At 70.3% G+C, this 16,057-nt stretch carries 9 protein-coding genes; 8 read left to right on the top strand and 1 reads right to left on the bottom strand.

The genetic code is table 11. From position 1 onward, the window contains the following. Positions 1 to 181: 181 nt before the first annotated feature. From ACFWP7_RS34635 to ACFWP7_RS34600, 8 genes are all read left to right on the top strand, one after another. The gene (locus ACFWP7_RS34635) at positions 182 to 1,267 is read left to right on the top strand and encodes an S-(hydroxymethyl)mycothiol dehydrogenase (protein ID WP_384389901.1); all 1,086 of its coding nucleotides are present in this window, start codon (positions 182 to 184) and stop codon (positions 1,265 to 1,267) included. Beyond that, positions 1,264 to 1,470, top strand: a complete 207-nt coding sequence (locus tag ACFWP7_RS34630; protein WP_384389898.1) for a hypothetical protein — start codon at positions 1,264 to 1,266, stop codon at positions 1,468 to 1,470. Before ACFWP7_RS34635 ends, ACFWP7_RS34630 begins: the two co-directional genes overlap by 4 nt. Before the next feature lie 33 nt (positions 1,471 to 1,503). Continuing rightward, on the top strand, positions 1,504 to 3,960 hold the full coding sequence (locus ACFWP7_RS34625; RefSeq protein ID WP_384389896.1) for an FAD-dependent oxidoreductase: 2,457 nt from the start codon (positions 1,504 to 1,506) through the stop codon (positions 3,958 to 3,960). 37 nt (positions 3,961 to 3,997) lie between these two features. Then, positions 3,998 to 5,152 carry an N-methyl-L-tryptophan oxidase gene (gene solA, locus ACFWP7_RS34620; RefSeq protein WP_384389893.1) on the top strand — a complete coding sequence of 385 codons (1,155 nt, stop codon included), beginning with the start codon at positions 3,998 to 4,000 and terminating at the stop codon, positions 5,150 to 5,152. A gap of 11 nt (positions 5,153 to 5,163) precedes the next feature. Continuing rightward, positions 5,164 to 6,309, top strand: a complete 1,146-nt coding sequence (locus ACFWP7_RS34615; RefSeq protein ID WP_384389890.1) for an aromatic ring-hydroxylating dioxygenase subunit alpha — start codon at positions 5,164 to 5,166, stop codon at positions 6,307 to 6,309. Then, positions 6,302 to 7,768: an aldehyde dehydrogenase family protein gene (locus tag ACFWP7_RS34610; RefSeq protein ID WP_384389887.1), complete on the top strand. Its 1,467-nt coding sequence runs from the start codon at positions 6,302 to 6,304 to the stop codon at positions 7,766 to 7,768. Before ACFWP7_RS34615 ends, ACFWP7_RS34610 begins: the two co-directional genes overlap by 8 nt. A 196-nt stretch (positions 7,769 to 7,964) precedes the next feature. Then, on the top strand, positions 7,965 to 9,530 hold the full coding sequence (locus ACFWP7_RS34605) for an APC family permease (RefSeq protein ID WP_384389884.1): 1,566 nt from the start codon (positions 7,965 to 7,967) through the stop codon (positions 9,528 to 9,530). Positions 9,531 to 9,587: 57 nt separating this feature from the next. Beyond that, positions 9,588 to 11,138, top strand: a complete 1,551-nt coding sequence (locus tag ACFWP7_RS34600; RefSeq protein ID WP_384389881.1) for a GMC family oxidoreductase — start codon at positions 9,588 to 9,590, stop codon at positions 11,136 to 11,138. Positions 11,139 to 11,179: 41 nt separating this feature from the next. Here the strand turns inward: ACFWP7_RS34600 and ACFWP7_RS34595 are convergent, their stop codons facing one another. After that, the gene (locus tag ACFWP7_RS34595) at positions 11,180 to 16,048 is read right to left on the bottom strand and encodes a hypothetical protein (protein WP_384389878.1); all 4,869 of its coding nucleotides are present in this window, start codon (positions 16,046 to 16,048) and stop codon (positions 11,180 to 11,182) included. Between the last annotated feature and the right edge of the window lie 9 nt (positions 16,049 to 16,057).

Below are 16,057 nucleotides of genomic sequence, written 5' to 3'. Positions count from 1 at the left end.
GCCGGGCCGGGGCCCCCACACCCCCCCCCCCCCCCGCCTCTGTGTGTCGGGCAGGTTTCGTGCCGTCCGTTCCTTTTGCCAAGGGTTAACCCCCGCCTCTTGACGACCCCATGACGGCGTTCTCACTATGTTCCTCATAGCGCAACCCATCGTGCATTGCGCAACAGCAGAGGAGCTTGTCGTGCCACACGAGGTCCGTGCCGTAGTCGCCGTCAAGAAGGGCGCACCCGTCGAGGTGCAGACGATCCTCGTCCCCGATCCCGGCCCGGGTGAGGTGCTCGTCGCCGTACAGGCATGCGGGGTCTGCCACACGGACCTGCACTACCGGGAGGGCGCGATCACCGACGACTTCCCCTTCCTGCTGGGCCATGAGGCGGCCGGCACGATCGAGGCGGTCGGCGCGGGTGTCACCGACCTGGTCCCCGGCGACTACGTCGTCCTCGCCTGGCGCGCGCCCTGCGGAAGCTGTCGCTCCTGTCGCCGCGGCCGCCCCTGGTACTGCTTCGACTCCCGCAACGCCACCCAGCCGATGACGCTCCTCGACGGCACCCCGCTCAGCAACGCGCTCGGCATCGGCGCCTTCGCCGAGAAGACCCTGGTCGCCGCCGGACAGGCGGTGAAGATCGACCCGGCCGCCCGTCCCGAGGCCGCGGGCCTCATCGGCTGCGGGGTGATGGCGGGGTACGGCGCCGCCGCCAACACCGGCAACGTCGGCCGGGGTGACACGGTCGCCGTCATCGGCTGCGGCGGTGTCGGCAACGCGGCGATCGCGGGCGCCTGCCTCAACGGCGCCATGAAGGTCATCGCCATCGACATCGACGACAAGAAGCTCGACCAGGCCGAGAAGTTCGGCGCGACGCACACGGTCAACTCCCGGGGCACGGATCCCGTGGAGGCGGTACGCGCGCTCACCGACGGTTTCGGGGTCGACATCGCCATCGACGCGGTGGGCCGGCCGGAGACGTACAAACAGGCCTTCTACATGCGCGACCACGCCGGGGTGCTCGTCCAGGTCGGCGTCCCCGACCCTGAGATGAAGATCGAGATCCCGCTGATCGACCTGTTCTCGCGCGGCGGCGCCCTGAAGTCATCCTGGTACGGCGACTGCCTGCCGAGCCGCGACTTCCCGTTCCTCATCGACCAGTACCTCTACGGTCTGCTGGACCTCAACGCCTTCGTCAGCGAGACCATCTCGCTCGATCAGGTCGAGGAGGCGTTCGCGAAGATGCACCGGGGCGAGGTGCTGCGTTCGGTGGTGGTCCTGTGACCACGGACTGCACTGGACAGAGCCGCATCGACGCGGCCACCGGTCTCACCAATGCGACCGGCAGCTCGTATTCCGACCGACCCACCGTCGACGCCTCCCTCCGCAACCGGCTCCTCAACCTCCCCGGCAACACGGTCGTCCGCACCGGACACGGCGAGGACACCACCGTCGCCGCCGAGCGGCCCAACGTCCCCACGCCCTGAGCGCGTTCGCTCCCCACCCCGGCAAGGAGGGGCATGTCCAGTACGCCCGAAACCCATCCCCGAGTGGTCATCGTGGGCGCCGGCATCGTCGGCTGCTCACTCGCCGACGAGCTGACCGCCCGCGGCTGGACCGACGTCACCGTCCTCGAACAGGGGCCGCTGCCCGCCCCGGGCGGCTCCACCTCGCACGCGCCAGGTCTGGTGTTCCAGACGAGCCCGTCCAAGACGCTCACGGCGTTCGCCCGCTACACGGTCGAGAAGTTCAACTCCCTCCAGGTGGACGGGGTTTCCTGCTTCAACCAGGTCGGCGGTCTGGAACTGGCGACCACACCGGAGCGGCTGGCCGACCTGCACCGCAAGGCCGGTTACGCCGCCGCCTGGGGCGTGCGCGGCGAGGTCGTCAGCGCGACCCGTTGCAAGGAACTCTGGCCGCTCATCGACGAGTCGACCTTCCTCGGCGGCTTTCACACGCCCGACGACGGCCTGGCCCGCGCCGTGCTCGCGTCCCGCGCCCAGCTGGCACGGGCCACCGAAAGGGGCGCCCGCTTCCTGGACCGCCACACGGTCACCGGCATCGAGCAGGAGGACGGCCGGGTCACCGCCGTCGTCACCGACCGCGGCACCTTCCCCGCAGACCACGTCGTCTCCGCCGCCGGTTTCTGGGGCCCGGTCATCGGCCGTATGGCCGGAGTCGAGATCCCGCTGCAACCACTCGCGCACCAGTACGCGAAGACGAGGCAACTCCCCGAGCTGGCCGACGCGCAGACGGAAGCCTCCAAGCCCATCCTCCGCTTCCAGGACCGCGACCTCTACTTCCGCGAGCACAACGACCGTATCGGTATCGGCAGTTACGCCCACAAACCGCTCCCCGTCGACCCGTTCGCGATCCTCCCCTACGACGAGGCGCGGGCGAACGACATGGAGATGCCGTCCTCGTTCCCCTTCACCGAGGAGGACTGGGCGCCGAGTTGGGAGGACTGCCGCCAGCTGATGCCCGCCCTGCGTGAGACGGAGATCGAGGAGGGTTTCAACGGCGTCTTCTCGTTCACGCCCGACGGCATGCCGGTTCTCGGCGAGTCACGGAAACTCCGCGGCTTCTGGCTGGCCGAGGCCGTCTGGGTCACCCACTCCGCGGGGGTCGCGAAGGCGGTCGCCGAGTGGATGGTCGACGGACGCGCCTCCATCGACCTGCACGAGTGCGACCTCACGCGTTTCGAGGATGCGCAGCGTTCACCGTCGTACGTCCGTGAGCGCGGTTCACAGCAGTTCGTCGAGGTGTACGACGTCCTGCACCCGCTCCAGCCGATGGAACAGCCCCGTCCACTGCGCGTCAGCCCCTTCTACGCCCGGCAGCAGGAACTCGGCGCCCGGTTCCTTGAGGGCGGCGGCTGGGAACGCCCGCACTGGTACGAGGCGAACGCCCCGCTCGTCGACACCCTCGGGCCCCTCCCCGAGCGCGACCCCTGGTCGGCCCGCTACTGGTCGCCCATCGCGGCCGCGGAGGCGAAGGCGACCCGCGAGAAGGTCGCGCTGTACGACATGACCCCGCTGCGCCGCCTCGAAGTCACCGGCCCCGGCGCCCTCGCCTTCCTCCAGCGCATGACCACCAACAACCTCCGCAAGAAACCCGGAGCGGTCACGTACACCCTGCTCCTGGACGAGACGGGCGGCGTCCGCTCCGACCTCACCGTCGCGCGCCTCGCCGTCGACCGCTTCCAGGTAGGCGCCAACTCCCCCGCCGACCTTGACTGGTTGACCCGGCACGCACCCACCGACGTACACATCCGCGACATCACCTCCGGCACCTGCTGCATCGGCGTCTGGGGCCCGCTCGCCCGCGACCTCGTGCAGCCGCTGGCCCGCGACGACTTCTCGCACGAGGGCTTCGGCTACTTCCGCGCGAAGGAGACCTACCTCGGGCATGTCCCGGTGACGGCGATGCGCCTGTCGTATGTAGGCGAGCTGGGCTGGGAGTTGTACACCAGCGCCGACCTCGGGCTCAGGCTCTGGGACACGCTGTGGGCGGCGGGCCGGGAGCACGGCGTGATCGCGGCCGGTCGCTCCGCCTTCAACTCCCTCCGCCTGGAGAAGGGTTACCGCGCCTGGGGCGTCGACATGACCGACGAGCACAACCCGTACGAGGCGGGCGTCGGTTTCGCCGTCCGCATGGACAAGGACGGCTTCGTCGGCCAGGAGGCACTACAAGGACTCGCTCAGGCCGAGCCGACGCGCAGGCTCACCCCGCTCCTCCTCGACGACCCGGCCGCCGTCGTCCTCGGCAAGGAGCCGGTGTACGTCGACGGCGCCCCAGCCGGTTACGTGACCAGCGCCTCGTACGGCTACACGCTGGGCCGCTGCGTCGCATATGCCTGGCTGCCGACGCTAGCGAGCGGCACGGGCGTGCACATCGAGTACTTCGGCGAGAAGGTCCCCGCGACCGTCGCCGACGAGCCGCTCTTCGACCCGAAGATGACCCGCATCCGCCGCTGACACACCTGCCGTTGACACACCCCTCAGGAGGCTTACTGTGTCCCCGACCTACGACGTGATCGTGATCGGTCTCGGCGGTATGGGCAGCGCCGCCGCTCACCACCTCTCCGCGCGCGGCGCCCGTGTGCTCGGCCTGGAGAAGTTCGGCCCGGTGCACAACCGCGGTTCCAGTCACGGCGGTTCGCGGATCACGCGCCAGTCCTACTTCGAGGACCCGGCGTACGTACCCCTGCTGTTGCGCGCTTACGAGCTGTACGACGAGGTGGAGCGGGCCACCGGGCGGGACATCGCGACGCTCTGCGGCGGCGTGATGATCGGCCCGCCCGACTCGCTGACCTTCTCCGGCTCGCTGCGCTCCGCCACACAGTGGGACCTGCCCCACGAGATCCTGGACGCCGCCGAGATCCGCCGCCGCTTCCCCACTCTCAACCCGAACAACGACGAGATCGGGCTCTACGAACCCCGCGCGGGGTTCGTCCGGCCCGAGAACACCGTCGCCGCACACCTCCAGCTCGCCACCCGTCAGGGCGCCGACCTGCACTTCGACGAGCCGATGACGCGCTGGGAGCCGTACAAGGACGGTGTACGGGTTCACACGGCCGAAAACACCTACACGGCAGGCCAGTTGGTGATCTGCCCGGGGGCGTGGGCGCCGCAGCTGCTCACCGATCTGGGGGTGCCGTTCACGATCGAGCGGCAGGTCATGTACTGGTTCCAGCCGAAGGCCGGCGTCCAGCCGTTCCTCTCCGCCGACCACCCCATCTACATCTGGGAGGACGCGGCCGGAGTACAGGTCTACGGCTTCCCCTCGATCGACGGGCCGGACCTCGGCGCCAAGGTCGCCTTCTTCCGCAAGGGCGTCGAGTGCACCCCGGAGAACATCGACCGGACCGTGCACGAGGACGAGATCGGGGCCATGGCGGACCACATGTCCCGCTGCATCCCCGACCTGCCCGGCACCTTCCTCAAGGCCGCCACCTGCATGTACTCCAACACTCCCGACGAGCACTTCGTGATCGCCCGGCACCCCGCGCACCCGGAGTCCGTCACGGTGGCCTGCGGGTTCTCCGGGCACGGCTTCAAGTTCGTGCCGGTCGTCGGCGAGATCCTCGCCGACCTGGCCCTGAACGGAACCACCGAACACCCGATCGACCTCTTCGCCCCCCAGCGCCTCGCCGCCGCGCCCGCCTGAGGAGTACGCACGTGACGACGACCCCCATCTCCCCGAGCCCCGTCTCCCCCAGCCTGATCGCCACCCTCCCCGGGCGCTACTACACCGATCCGGAGATCTTCCGCGCGGAACAGGAGCAGCTCTTCGAGTCGATGTGGTTCTGTGCCGTGCGTTCCGCCGATCTCGTCAAGCCCGGCGCCTTCCGCACGGTCCAGGTCGGCCGCGAGAGCGTCCTGATCACCCGTTCGCGCACCGGTGAACTGCGCGCGTTCCTCAACATCTGCCGCCACCGCGGGGCCCGGCTGTGCACGGAGGAGGCAGGCGAGGTCCGCCGCAATATCCAGTGCCCGTACCACGCCTGGACGTACGACCTCGACGGCAAGCTGGTCGCGGCGCCGAACCTGATCAAGATGCCGGACATCGACCGCGTCGAATACGGCCTGGTCAAGGTCGCCCTGCGGGAATGGCTCGGCTACGCCTGGGTATGCGTGGCCGAAGAGCCGCCCTCCTTCGAGGAGACGGTGATGGGCGCGGCCGTCGAGCGGCTCGGCAACGCGGCGGCCATCGAGCACTACGGAACGGAGAATCTCGCCCTGGGAAAACGCATCACCTACGACGTGAAGGCGAACTGGAAGCTGATCGTCGAGAACTTCATGGAGTGCTACCACTGCGCCACGATCCACCCCGAGCTCACCGACGTACTCCCGGAGTTCGCGGAGGGTTACGCCGCCCAGTACTACGTCGGACACGGCGCCGAGTTCGGCGAGGAGATCAAGGGATTCACGGTCGACGGCAGCGAGGGATTCACCAAGCTGCCCGCGGTAGCGGAGGATCAGGACCGTCGTTACTATGCGATAACCGTCAAACCGACCGTATTCATCAATCTCGTACCGGACCATGTCATCCTGCACCGCATGTTCCCCCTCGCCGAGGACCGCACGGTCGTGGAGTGCGACTGGCTCTACGCTCCAGAGGTCGTGGCGTCGGGCGCCGATGTGTCGAAGTCCGTGGAACTCTTCCACCGGGTCAACGCTCAGGACTTCGAGGCCTGCGAACGTACGCAGCCCGCGATGGCGTCCCGCGCCTACCGGCGGGGCGGGGTTCTGGTGCCCACCGAGCACCACATCGGGATCTTCCACGAGTGGCTCATAGGCATGCTGGGAGGCATGGATGGCTGATCTTTATATCGACGGCGCATGGACGAGTGCCCGGGAGAAACGGACCCGCGAGATCCGGTGTCCGGCGGACGGCTCGCTGGTGGCCGAGGTGGACGAGGCGGGCGGCCAGGACACGGTCGACGCGATCGCGGCCGCGCGCCGCGCCTTCGACGAGGGCCCCTGGCCCCACACGTCCGCGAACGAGCGCGGCGACCTGCTGCTGCGGGTCGCCGATCTCCTCGTACGCGACAAGGACGCACTCGCCCGCGCGGAGTCGCTCGACACCGGCAAACGCCTGGTGGAGAGCGAGTACGACATCGACGACATCGCGAACTGCTTCCGCTACTTCGGGAAGCTCGTGACGAACGAGTCCGGCCGGGTCGTGGAGACGGGTTCGGCGGGCGTCGACAGCCGGGTCGTATACGAACCGGTCGGTGTCTGCGCGCTGATCACCCCGTGGAACTATCCGCTGCTCCAGACGGCCTGGAAGGTCGCCCCGGCGATCGCGGCGGGCAACACCTTCGTCCTCAAGCCGAGCGAACTGACCCCGCACACCGCGATCCATCTGATGCGCCTCCTGGAGGAGGCCGGGCTGCCCGCCGGCGCGGGGAATCTGATCCTCGGCGCGGGGCCCGAGGCCGGCGCACCGCTGGGCGAGCATCCCGACGTGGACCTGGTGTCCTTCACCGGCGGTCTTCAGACCGGCCGCAGGCTGATGGCCGCGGCGGCCGGGACGGTGAAGAAGGTCGCGCTCGAACTCGGCGGCAAGAATCCGAACATCGTCTTCGCGGACGCCGATTTCGACACGGCCGTCGACATGGCGCTGACCGCCGTCTTCCTGCACTCCGGGCAGGTGTGTTCGGCAGGCGCCCGACTGCTGGTCGAGGACTCACTGCACGACCGCTTCGTCGACGAGGTCGTACGCCGGGCCCAACTGATCAGGCTGGGCGGGCCGTTCGACGAGCAGGCACAGACCGGTCCGCTGATCTCGGCGGCGCACCGGGCGAAGGTCGAGGCCTACGTCGCCAAGGGCCTGGAGGAGGGCGCGGTACTGCGCTGCGGCGGCGAGCGGCCGGCTGATCCTCCGCACCCGGAGGGCTTCTACTATCCGCCGACCGTGCTGGACGAGTGCTCCGGCGGGATGTCTGTCGTCCAGGAGGAGTCCTTCGGTCCCGTACTGACCGTCGAGCGGTTCACCGACGAGGCGGAAGCCGTACGGCTGGCCAACGCCACCATCTACGGTCTCGCGGGCGGGATCTTCACCTCCGACGAGGCGAAGGCCCAGCGGGTCGCGTCCGCGCTGCGCATCGGCACCGTATGGATCAACGACTACCACCCGTACGTACCCCAGGCCGAGTGGGGAGGTTACAAGCAGTCCGGGTTCGGGCGGGAGCTCGGGCCTGCCGGTCTCGCCGAATACCGGGAGACGAAACACATCTGGCGTACGACGAATCCGAGTCCGCAGGGCTGGTTCGATTGATCCGATCCGCTCTGTCCTCCGATTCGACCGGTTCGGCCCTTCGGAGAGGTGAACTCCGGCAGCCAACGGATCCGCAGGATGACCCGGCAGCCGCGGATCAGCCCTATGATCCAGCACCCGCACACACCTTCGACCCCGCACGAGCCGCACTCCCCCTCCCGCCCGGGAGAACTTCCCCCTTTCCAGGAGGCCGCTCATGACCACCACGGCTCAACCACCCGAGAAACACAGTCACGACGACTCGGAACTCAACGAGTTCGGTTACAAGCCCGAGCTGAAGCGCACGCTTGGTAACTTTCACACCTTTGCCGCCGGCATCAGTTACATCTCCATCCTCACCGGTACCTTCCAGCTCTTCTACTTCGGCTACGGCAGCGGCGGGCCCGCCTACTGGTGGTCCTGGCCGATGGTCTTCGTCGGCCAGTTCATGGTCGCCCTGTGCTTCGCCGAGCTCGCCGCCCGCTATCCCGTGGCCGGCTCCGTCTACAACTGGTCGAAGAAGGTGGGCAATCCGCACGTGGGCTGGCTCGCGGGCTGGACCATGCTGCTCGCCTCGGTCGTATCGATCGCCGCCGTGGCCCTTGCTTATCAGCTGACGCTTCCTCAGATCTCTTCCGTGTTCCAGTTCGTGGGCGACGGCACGGGCAAGTACGACGTCGCCACCAACGCCGTGCTGCTTGCCTCCGTACTCATTGTCTTCACCACCCTGGTGAATGCCCTCGGCGTGAAGCTGATGGCCAGGATCAACACGGCGGGCGTCTTCATCGAGTTGGTCGCGACCGTCGTCCTGATCGTGCTGTTCGCGGTGCACATCACGCGCGGTCCGCAGGTCGTGCTGGAGACGAACGGCACGGGAGCGGGCATGCCCGGCGGTTACCTCGGCGCGTTCCTGGTCGCCTCGCTCGCGTCCGCGTACGTGATGTACGGCTTCGACACGGCCGCGTCGCTCGGTGAGGAGTCCCGCGACCCCTCGCGCAACGCGCCGCGCGCCATCCTCCGCGCCATCATCGCCTCGTTCGTGCTCGGCGGACTCGTCCTGCTGTTCGCCCTGATGAGCGTCTCCAGCCTGAAGGGCGAGCAACTGTCCACGGACGGCCTGCAGTACATCGTCCTCAACGTGCTCGGTGAGGACGCGGGCAAGGCCATGCTGTGGTGCGTGTTCATCGCGGTCACGGTGTGCGCCCTGGCCGTCCACACGGCGGCGATCCGGCTGGCCTTCGCGATGGCCCGCGACAACAACCTGCCCGCCGCGTCCAAGCTGGCCAAGGTCAATCCGCGGTTCCAGACCCCGGTCCTGCCCGCAGTCATCATCGGCGTCCTGGCGCTGGCGATCCTGGTGGTCAACATCCGCCAGCCGCAGATCTTCACCGTGGTCACCAGCATCGGCATCATCATGATCTACCTCGCGTATCTGGGGGTCACGGTACCCATGCTGGTCGCCAGGTTGCGCGGCAAGTGGCAGCCCGCGGGCGACGGGAAGTTCTCGCTCGGCCGCTGGGGCCTGCTCGTCAACATCGGCGCGGTGCTGTGGGGCACGGCCATGACGGTCAACCTGATCTGGCCGCGCGCCGCCGTCTACAACGCGACCGCCCCGTTCCACTGGTATCTGAAGTGGGGTGCGCTTCTCTTCGTCGGCATCGTGATGGGAGGCGGCTTCGCCTATTACTGGTTCGTGCAGCGGCACCGGACCGGGGTGCTCGCCGAGCACCAGTTCCAGCAGGCCCCGTCCGTCCCGCCCGAGGCCGCGACGGCAGCCGAGTAAGCGCCCCGAAGACAACAGCGATCTAGTAAGCGTCTGACTCAAGGAGGTCAACTCCCCATGAACGCAGATGAGTTCGACTACGTCGTGGTCGGTGGCGGCACCGCCGGCAACGTGGTCGCGGCCAGGCTCTCCGAGGACCCGTCCGTCACGGTGTGCGTGCTGGAAGCGGGGCCCAGCGACGTCGGCGACGACGACGTCATGAAACTGGAGCGCTGGATGGGCCTCCTTGAGTCCGGCTACGACTGGGACTATCCGATCGAGCCGCAGGCCAGCGGCAACAGCTTTATGCGGCACGCCCGCGCCAAGGTGCTGGGCGGCTGTTCCTCGCACAACTCCTGTATCGCCTTCTGGGCACCCGCCGAGGACCTGGACGACTGGGCGGCAGCGGGCTGTACGGGGTGGAGCGCGGCCGAACTCTTCCCGCTCTACCGGCGGTTGGAGTCGAACGACGCTCCCGGCGACCATCACGGCCGCACCGGCCCGGTGAAGCTGCGCACGCTGAAGGGCGAGGACCCTTGCGGCACAGCCCTGTTGGAGGCGTGCGCGCAGGCGGGCATTCCCACCACCGGTTTCAATACCGGCCAGACCGTGGTCCGCGGCGCCAACTGGTTCCAGATCAACTCCGACGAGAACAACATCCGACAGTCCTCGTCGGTCGCCTACCTCCACCCCATCATCGGGAAACGGCCCAACCTGGAGGTACGCACCGGGGTCCGGGCCAAGAAACTCCTGCTCGACGGCCGTCGCTGCGTCGGCGCCGAGTACCTGGACCCGGACCTGATCCACACCCGGGCGGTACGCGCCCGCCGCGAGGTCATCGTGTCCTGCGGATCCATCGACACACCCAAGCTGCTCATGCTGTCGGGCATCGGGCCCGCCGAACAGTTGCGCGAGGTCGGGGTCGAGGTGGTGGTGGACTCGGCGGGCGTCGGCGAGAACCTCCAGGACCACCCCGAGGGCCTCATCATGTGGGACGCCAAACAGCCGATGACCACCACCTCCAGCCAGTGGTGGGAGGCGGGCATCTTCTACGACACCGAACCGGGCCTGGACCGACCGGACCTGATGTTCCACTACGGCTCGGTGCCGTTCGACATGAACACCCTGCGCTGGGGCTACCCGACGTCGGAGAACGCCTTCTGCCTCACCCCGAACGTGACCCGCGCCAAGTCGCGCGGCACCGTGCGGCTGCGCACCCGCGACTACCGGGACAAGCCCGTGGTCGACCCGCGCTACTTCACGCACGAGCACGACGCGCGCGTGATGACGTACGGCCTGAAGCTGGCACGGAAGATCGCGTCGCAGCCCGCGCTGAGCGGCTGGGCGGGCGCGGAACTGGCACCCGGACCCGATGTCCGCACGGACGACGAGCTGCTCGACTACATCCACAAGACCCACAACACCGTCTACCACCCGTCCTGCACGGTGAAGATGGGCGCCGACGACGACACCTCGGCCCCGCTCGACGCCCGTCTGCGCGTCAAGGGGATCGAGGGTCTGCGGGTCGCGGACGGATCGGCGATGCCGGACCTCATCTCCGTCAATCCGTGCATCACGACGATGATGATCGGCGAGAAGTGCGCGGACATGCTGAAGGAGGACCGCTAAGTCACGCGCGAGGACTGCTAGTCACACGCGAGGACCGCTGGTCACCCTCCCTGCGGTGACGGCCGCTTGAACATGCGCGTCGCCGTGATCTCGCTGTGCACCGTCTCCCCCTCACCGGCCGGAGTCTGCTGAGGCAGACCCGGCCGGAGGTGTTCCTCCACGCTGATGTACTTCAGCCCGGCGCGCAGGTCGGCGTCGTTGCGGAGCCGGATGACGAGCGGGAACTCGGCGAGCGCCGTCGTGTCGAACAGGCCGGTGGTGTAGAGGAGTTGGACTCCGAGCGCGTCCGACACGGCACGCTGGAGCTCCAGCAGGTACGTCGCGTTGGCGCGCCCGATGGGGTTGTCCAGGAACAGCGTGCCCGCGTGCCGGTGCTTGTCGCGGCCCCGGTCGTTGCTGCGCAGCGCCGCCATCGTGCAGTACAGCGCGATGGCGGCGGTGAGCAGCTGGCCACCGGAGAACACGTCGCCCATCTGTCCGACGGGGACACGCTCGGCGCGCAGTACCGCGTCCGGCTTGAGGATCTCGACGGCGATGCCCTTCGGCTGAAGCGCGGCGCCGACCCCGCGCAGCAACAGCGACATGCCGTCGCGGCGCATGTCCGAGTTCTTCTTGACGGCCGCGCGGGTGGCCTCGTCGACGACCTCGCCGAGCCGGTCGGCGAGCGTCGCCTGGTCGGGCTCCTCGAACCGGATGCGCAGGAACTCCTGCCCGGACCACTCGCCGAGCCCCTCCGGAAGCCGGGACAGCCGCTGCGCGGACCGCAGGGTGGCGAGCGCCGACTCGACGAGCCCGCGCAGCCGGTCCACGATCGAGTCCCGGTTGCGCTCCAACTGCTCCAACTCGTCCGTCAGGACCCGCAGTCGGGGTGCGAAGGCGTCCCCCCACTTCTGGGCGTGCTCCGGCAGCGCGGACGCGGGCAGCTCGCGGATCTGCTGCCGCGCCGGGGTGCGCACCTGCTCGTACCGTGTGGAGTTGGCATGCCGTACGAGGATGTCGGAGGCCTCGCGCACGGCCGCCTCGGCGGCGGAGAGGTCGGCGGCGCAGCCGCGCAGGGAGCGACGGGCCTCGGCGGCGGAGTGCCGTGCCTCTTCGAGGCTGCCGGGGTAGGGCTCGGTCTCCTCGTGCTCCTCGTCGGAGTGCTCGCGCAGCAGGTCCCTGAGCAGGGCGGCGGTCTCGTCGAAGCCTCCACCCGCGTCCTCGGCGGTCCGGTGGGCGGCGAGCAGTTCGGCGTGGGCTTCGCGCGCCCGGCTCAACGCCTCGGTGCGGGAGGCGAGTTCACCGGTGGCCGTGCGCAGCAGCAGCTGTGCGTGCTCGGCATCACGCGGGACCAGCTCCTCCGACAGCTCGGTGTGGGCCTCGCCGTCCGAGGGCGCGTGCCGCTCGGCCTCGCCGCGCAGCCGCCCGAGCTGCTCGCTCGCGGTCGACATCCGGGTCTCCAGGAGCTGCACGAGCTCCTCGGCGCGGGCGGCCGCGGCCTGCCGGGACGGCCCGTCGGAACCGTCCGTCGACTCCAGGAGCTGCCCCGCGCGCGTACGCACCTTGTTGCTGAGCCGGTCCCACTCGGCCAGCGCCGCGCTCTCCTCGCTCTCGGCCCGCGCCTGCTCGGCCCGCAGATCGGCGCCGACGCCGACCTTCTCGTACAGCTGCGATGCAGCCCGGTACGCCTCACGCAGGGCAGGCAGGGACGACTTCGCGGTCGTCGACTCGTCTTCCGCCACGTCGTCGGGGGCGCCCGCGATCTCCGCGCGCTCGGCGCGCAGTGCGCGGGCCGTGCGGCGGGCGTCGTCAGCGGCGCGCTGGGTGGCGCGGCGGTCCTCATCGGCGGCGCGGGCGCGCTCCAGGCAGACCTGGGCGCGGGTCTCCGACTCCGTTGCCTCGTCGGCGAGTTCGCGCACCTTGACCTGCCAGCCGGCCCGCTCGCGCAGTCGGAACGCGAGCCCGGCGAGGGCGTCGGCGGCGCGCCGGGCGCGCTGGGCGGCCTCCTGCCGCTCGTCCCGTACCAGGGCGGCCTCGGCCGCGGCCTCGTCGGCCTCGGCCCGCACGGTACGTGCCTCGGCCAGCTCGGCCTCGGCCTCCTCGGCGAACGCGCGCGCGTCGCGGGCGGTCGCGGCGAGCTCGACGAGCCGCCCCGCCGGGCACCCGGTGCGCCAGGACGCGAGCCGCGCGGCCAGCTCACGGTCCTTGGCGAGCCGCCCTGCCAGCTCGCGGATCTCCTCGTCCCGTCGCGTCGCACGCGTGCGCAGCGCCTGGCGCTCCTCGTCGGCGGCGTGCTCGTCGTGCATGGCCGGGTTCGGCGGTACGAGGAAGACGTCACCGTCGCCCGCGTCGGGCGCCGGAGTCGGGGCGAGCAGCGCGGCGGCGGTACCGACGGCCACCGCGGACCTCGGCAGCAGGGCGGCGTCACCGAGCGCCTCGCGGGCCCGGGCGTGGGTGGCCGGGTCCGTGATGATCACGCCGTCGACGAGTTCGGGCCGGGCGGCCAGCACGCGCGCGTGGTCGACGGGGTCGACTGCCTGCGCGAGGTAGCGCCAGCCCGGCAGCGCCGGGATCCCGTGCTCCCCGAGGAACTCGACGGTGGCGAGGACATCCGGGCCTGGCGGCAGCAGCCCCCCGTCGCCGAGCGCCCCGAGGATCCGCGCGTCGTCGGCCGCGGCGGTGCGCAGGTCGAACAGCTGACGCTCGGCGGAGGCGACACCCTCGTCGAACAGCTCACGCAGTTCGTCGGCGTAGTGGTCCAACTGCTCGGGGGCAAGGGCGCGTTCTTCCGCAGGCCACGCCTCGGTGAGAACCTTGCCCGACCCACCGGCCGCGCGACCGGAGCGGGCAGCCGCCGTGCCCCCGTCCCCGCTGTGCGTGTCAGGAGCGCCCGGTCCCCGGAGCGCCGCTGCGCTGTCACCCGCGCCGGGGCGCCTACGCGCCGTACCGCCCGTGTCGTCGCCGACACGATCGGAGTCACTGCCGGCCGCCCCGCGTCCCGCGGAACCGTCCGCTCCGGCCCGGGGCACCGGCACCCCACCGCGCCCACCGCCAGAGGCACCGGAAGCACCGGAAGCACCGGAAGCACCGGGCAGGCTCAGCAACTCCGCCAGTCGCTCCTCCCCCGCCAGCCCCTCCGCGGTGCCTCGCTCGGCCTCGTACGACCGCTCGGCCGCCGTCGCCGCATCCGCCGCACGGGCTGCCGTCAGCTCCGCGCGGGACGCCTCGGAAGCCGCTTCGCGAGCGTGCTCCGAGGCGCGCCGCGAGGCCTCCCGGGCGGTGTCCCAGGCGGCTACGGCCGTCTTCTCGGCGTCGCTGGCGGCGAGCGCGGCGCGCGCCGGGTCGGCGTCGGGGGCGCTGTCGTCGAGCCACCCGGCCCGCACCGCCTCGGCGGTCTCCTGCTCGACCTCGCCCAGGCGCTGACGCAGATGCCCGACCTCACTGCGGGCGCGCTGCGCGGCGGTGGCGGCGGCGGTCGCGTCCGCGTGGGCGGTTTCGCCGACCTCCTGGAGCCCGGCGGACCGCTCCTCCTCCTCGTTGGCGAGCGCCTCGGCACCGTCGGCGGCGCGGTGCAGGGCCCGTACGAGGTCGACGGCGGCCTTGGCCCGCGCGGCGAGCGCCGGTGCGGCATCCCGCTCGGCCTCGCGGATCGCGGCGGCCACGCGCGCGGAGCGGTCGGCGGCCGAGCGATGGCGCAGCACGGCCTCCGCGGCCTGCCAGGCGGAGTGCAGCGTGCGCGCGTCGGCAAGCTCCCGCTTCTGCGCGGCCGCGGCCTTCTCGGCCCCGGCGAGCGCCAACGAGGCGTGCCGGTAAGCCAGTTCCGCCGAGATCAGCGAGCTAGTCGAGCGGGCGCTCTCAGCCTCGGTGACCGTGTGCGCGGCGCCGGTGACCCCTTGCGCCAACTCGCCTGCCCGGCCCCTCTCCCGCACGGCCCGCGCGGACAGGCGCCTGGACAGGGTCCTCGTACGCCGCTCGGCGCCCGCGTGGATGTCACGCGCGCGTGCCCGTGCCTCGGCGGCTTCGACGATCCGCCCGAGCAGGTCCACGGACCCCGCCGTGAAGTCCCGTTCGGCGATGAGTTCGGCGCGCCGTCCCAGCTTGTTGCCGAAACCGCCGACCAGGTCGGCGAGTCCGTCGGTGTCCCGGGTGTCGGTGACCGCACGCAGCAGCAGATCCGTGAAGTCGGAGTCCTTCTTGACCGCGAAGAGACCGGCGGCCTCACCCTCGTCGGCGTTCATCTCCCGCTGGTAGCGGAAGAGTTCGGGGTCCAGGCCCAGGTCTCCGAGGTGTTCGTTCCAGCGGTCGTGGATCTCCTCCCAGTGCACTTCGAGGTGCGGATACGCCTTGCCCGCCTCGGTGATCGCGTCCCGGAAGCCCTTCATGGTGCGCCGTCGCCCCTGCGCCCCGGACGCGCCCTCCACGGGCGGCCGTACGGCGGTGGCCTCGGCGACCGGCAGATTGTCCAGGCTCAGCCCAGGACCGGGCCGGAACGAGTACCAGGCCTCGGCGAACTTCCGCGGGTCGTTGGAGACCTGCCGCCCCCGCCACTCGCTCACCTTGCCGACGACCACGCACTCACCGGTCAGCGTGTGCTGCCACTCCAGAGCCACATGCCCGCAGTCGTCGGCGAGCAGGAACTTGCGCAGCACACCGGAACTGGCGCCGCCCAGCGTGTTCCGGTGCCCCGGCAGCATCACCGAGAAGATCAGCTTGAGCAGCACCGACTTCCCGCCGCCGTTCTCCAGGAAGAGCACACCCGCGGGCGCCGGGCGACGCGGCGGCCCGACGGGTTCCTCCGCGAAGAACTCCGCCTGGGTGGGCGCGGGGTCGGGCACCGGCTGACCCACTCCTCGCAGGTCAAGCACGGTGTCGGCGTAGCGCGCACCGGCAGGACCGATGGAGTAGAGGCGGACCCTGGACAGCTCGTACATGGCGGCGGA

Source organism: Streptomyces sp. NPDC058470, from assembly GCF_042721055.1.
Taxonomy (GTDB): domain Bacteria; phylum Actinomycetota; class Actinomycetes; order Streptomycetales; family Streptomycetaceae; genus Streptomyces.
This window is presented reverse-complemented; position numbering and strand designations above follow the sequence as displayed.

Bases quoted from the DNA above. Each gene is read 5' to 3' on its own strand.
- ACFWP7_RS34605 (WP_384389884.1), top strand. From the start codon at position 7,965: ATGACCACCACGGCTCAACCACCCGAGAAACACAGTCACGACGACTCG.
- ACFWP7_RS34610 (WP_384389887.1), top strand. From the start codon at position 6,302: ATGGCTGATCTTTATATCGACGGCGCATGGACGAGTGCCCGGGAGAAA.
- ACFWP7_RS34625 (WP_384389896.1), top strand. From the start codon at position 1,504: ATGTCCAGTACGCCCGAAACCCATCCCCGAGTGGTCATCGTGGGCGCC.
- ACFWP7_RS34595 (WP_384389878.1), bottom strand. From the start codon at position 16,048: ATGTACGAGCTGTCCAGGGTCCGCCTCTACTCCATCGGTCCTGCCGGT.
- ACFWP7_RS34600 (WP_384389881.1), top strand. From the start codon at position 9,588: ATGAACGCAGATGAGTTCGACTACGTCGTGGTCGGTGGCGGCACCGCC.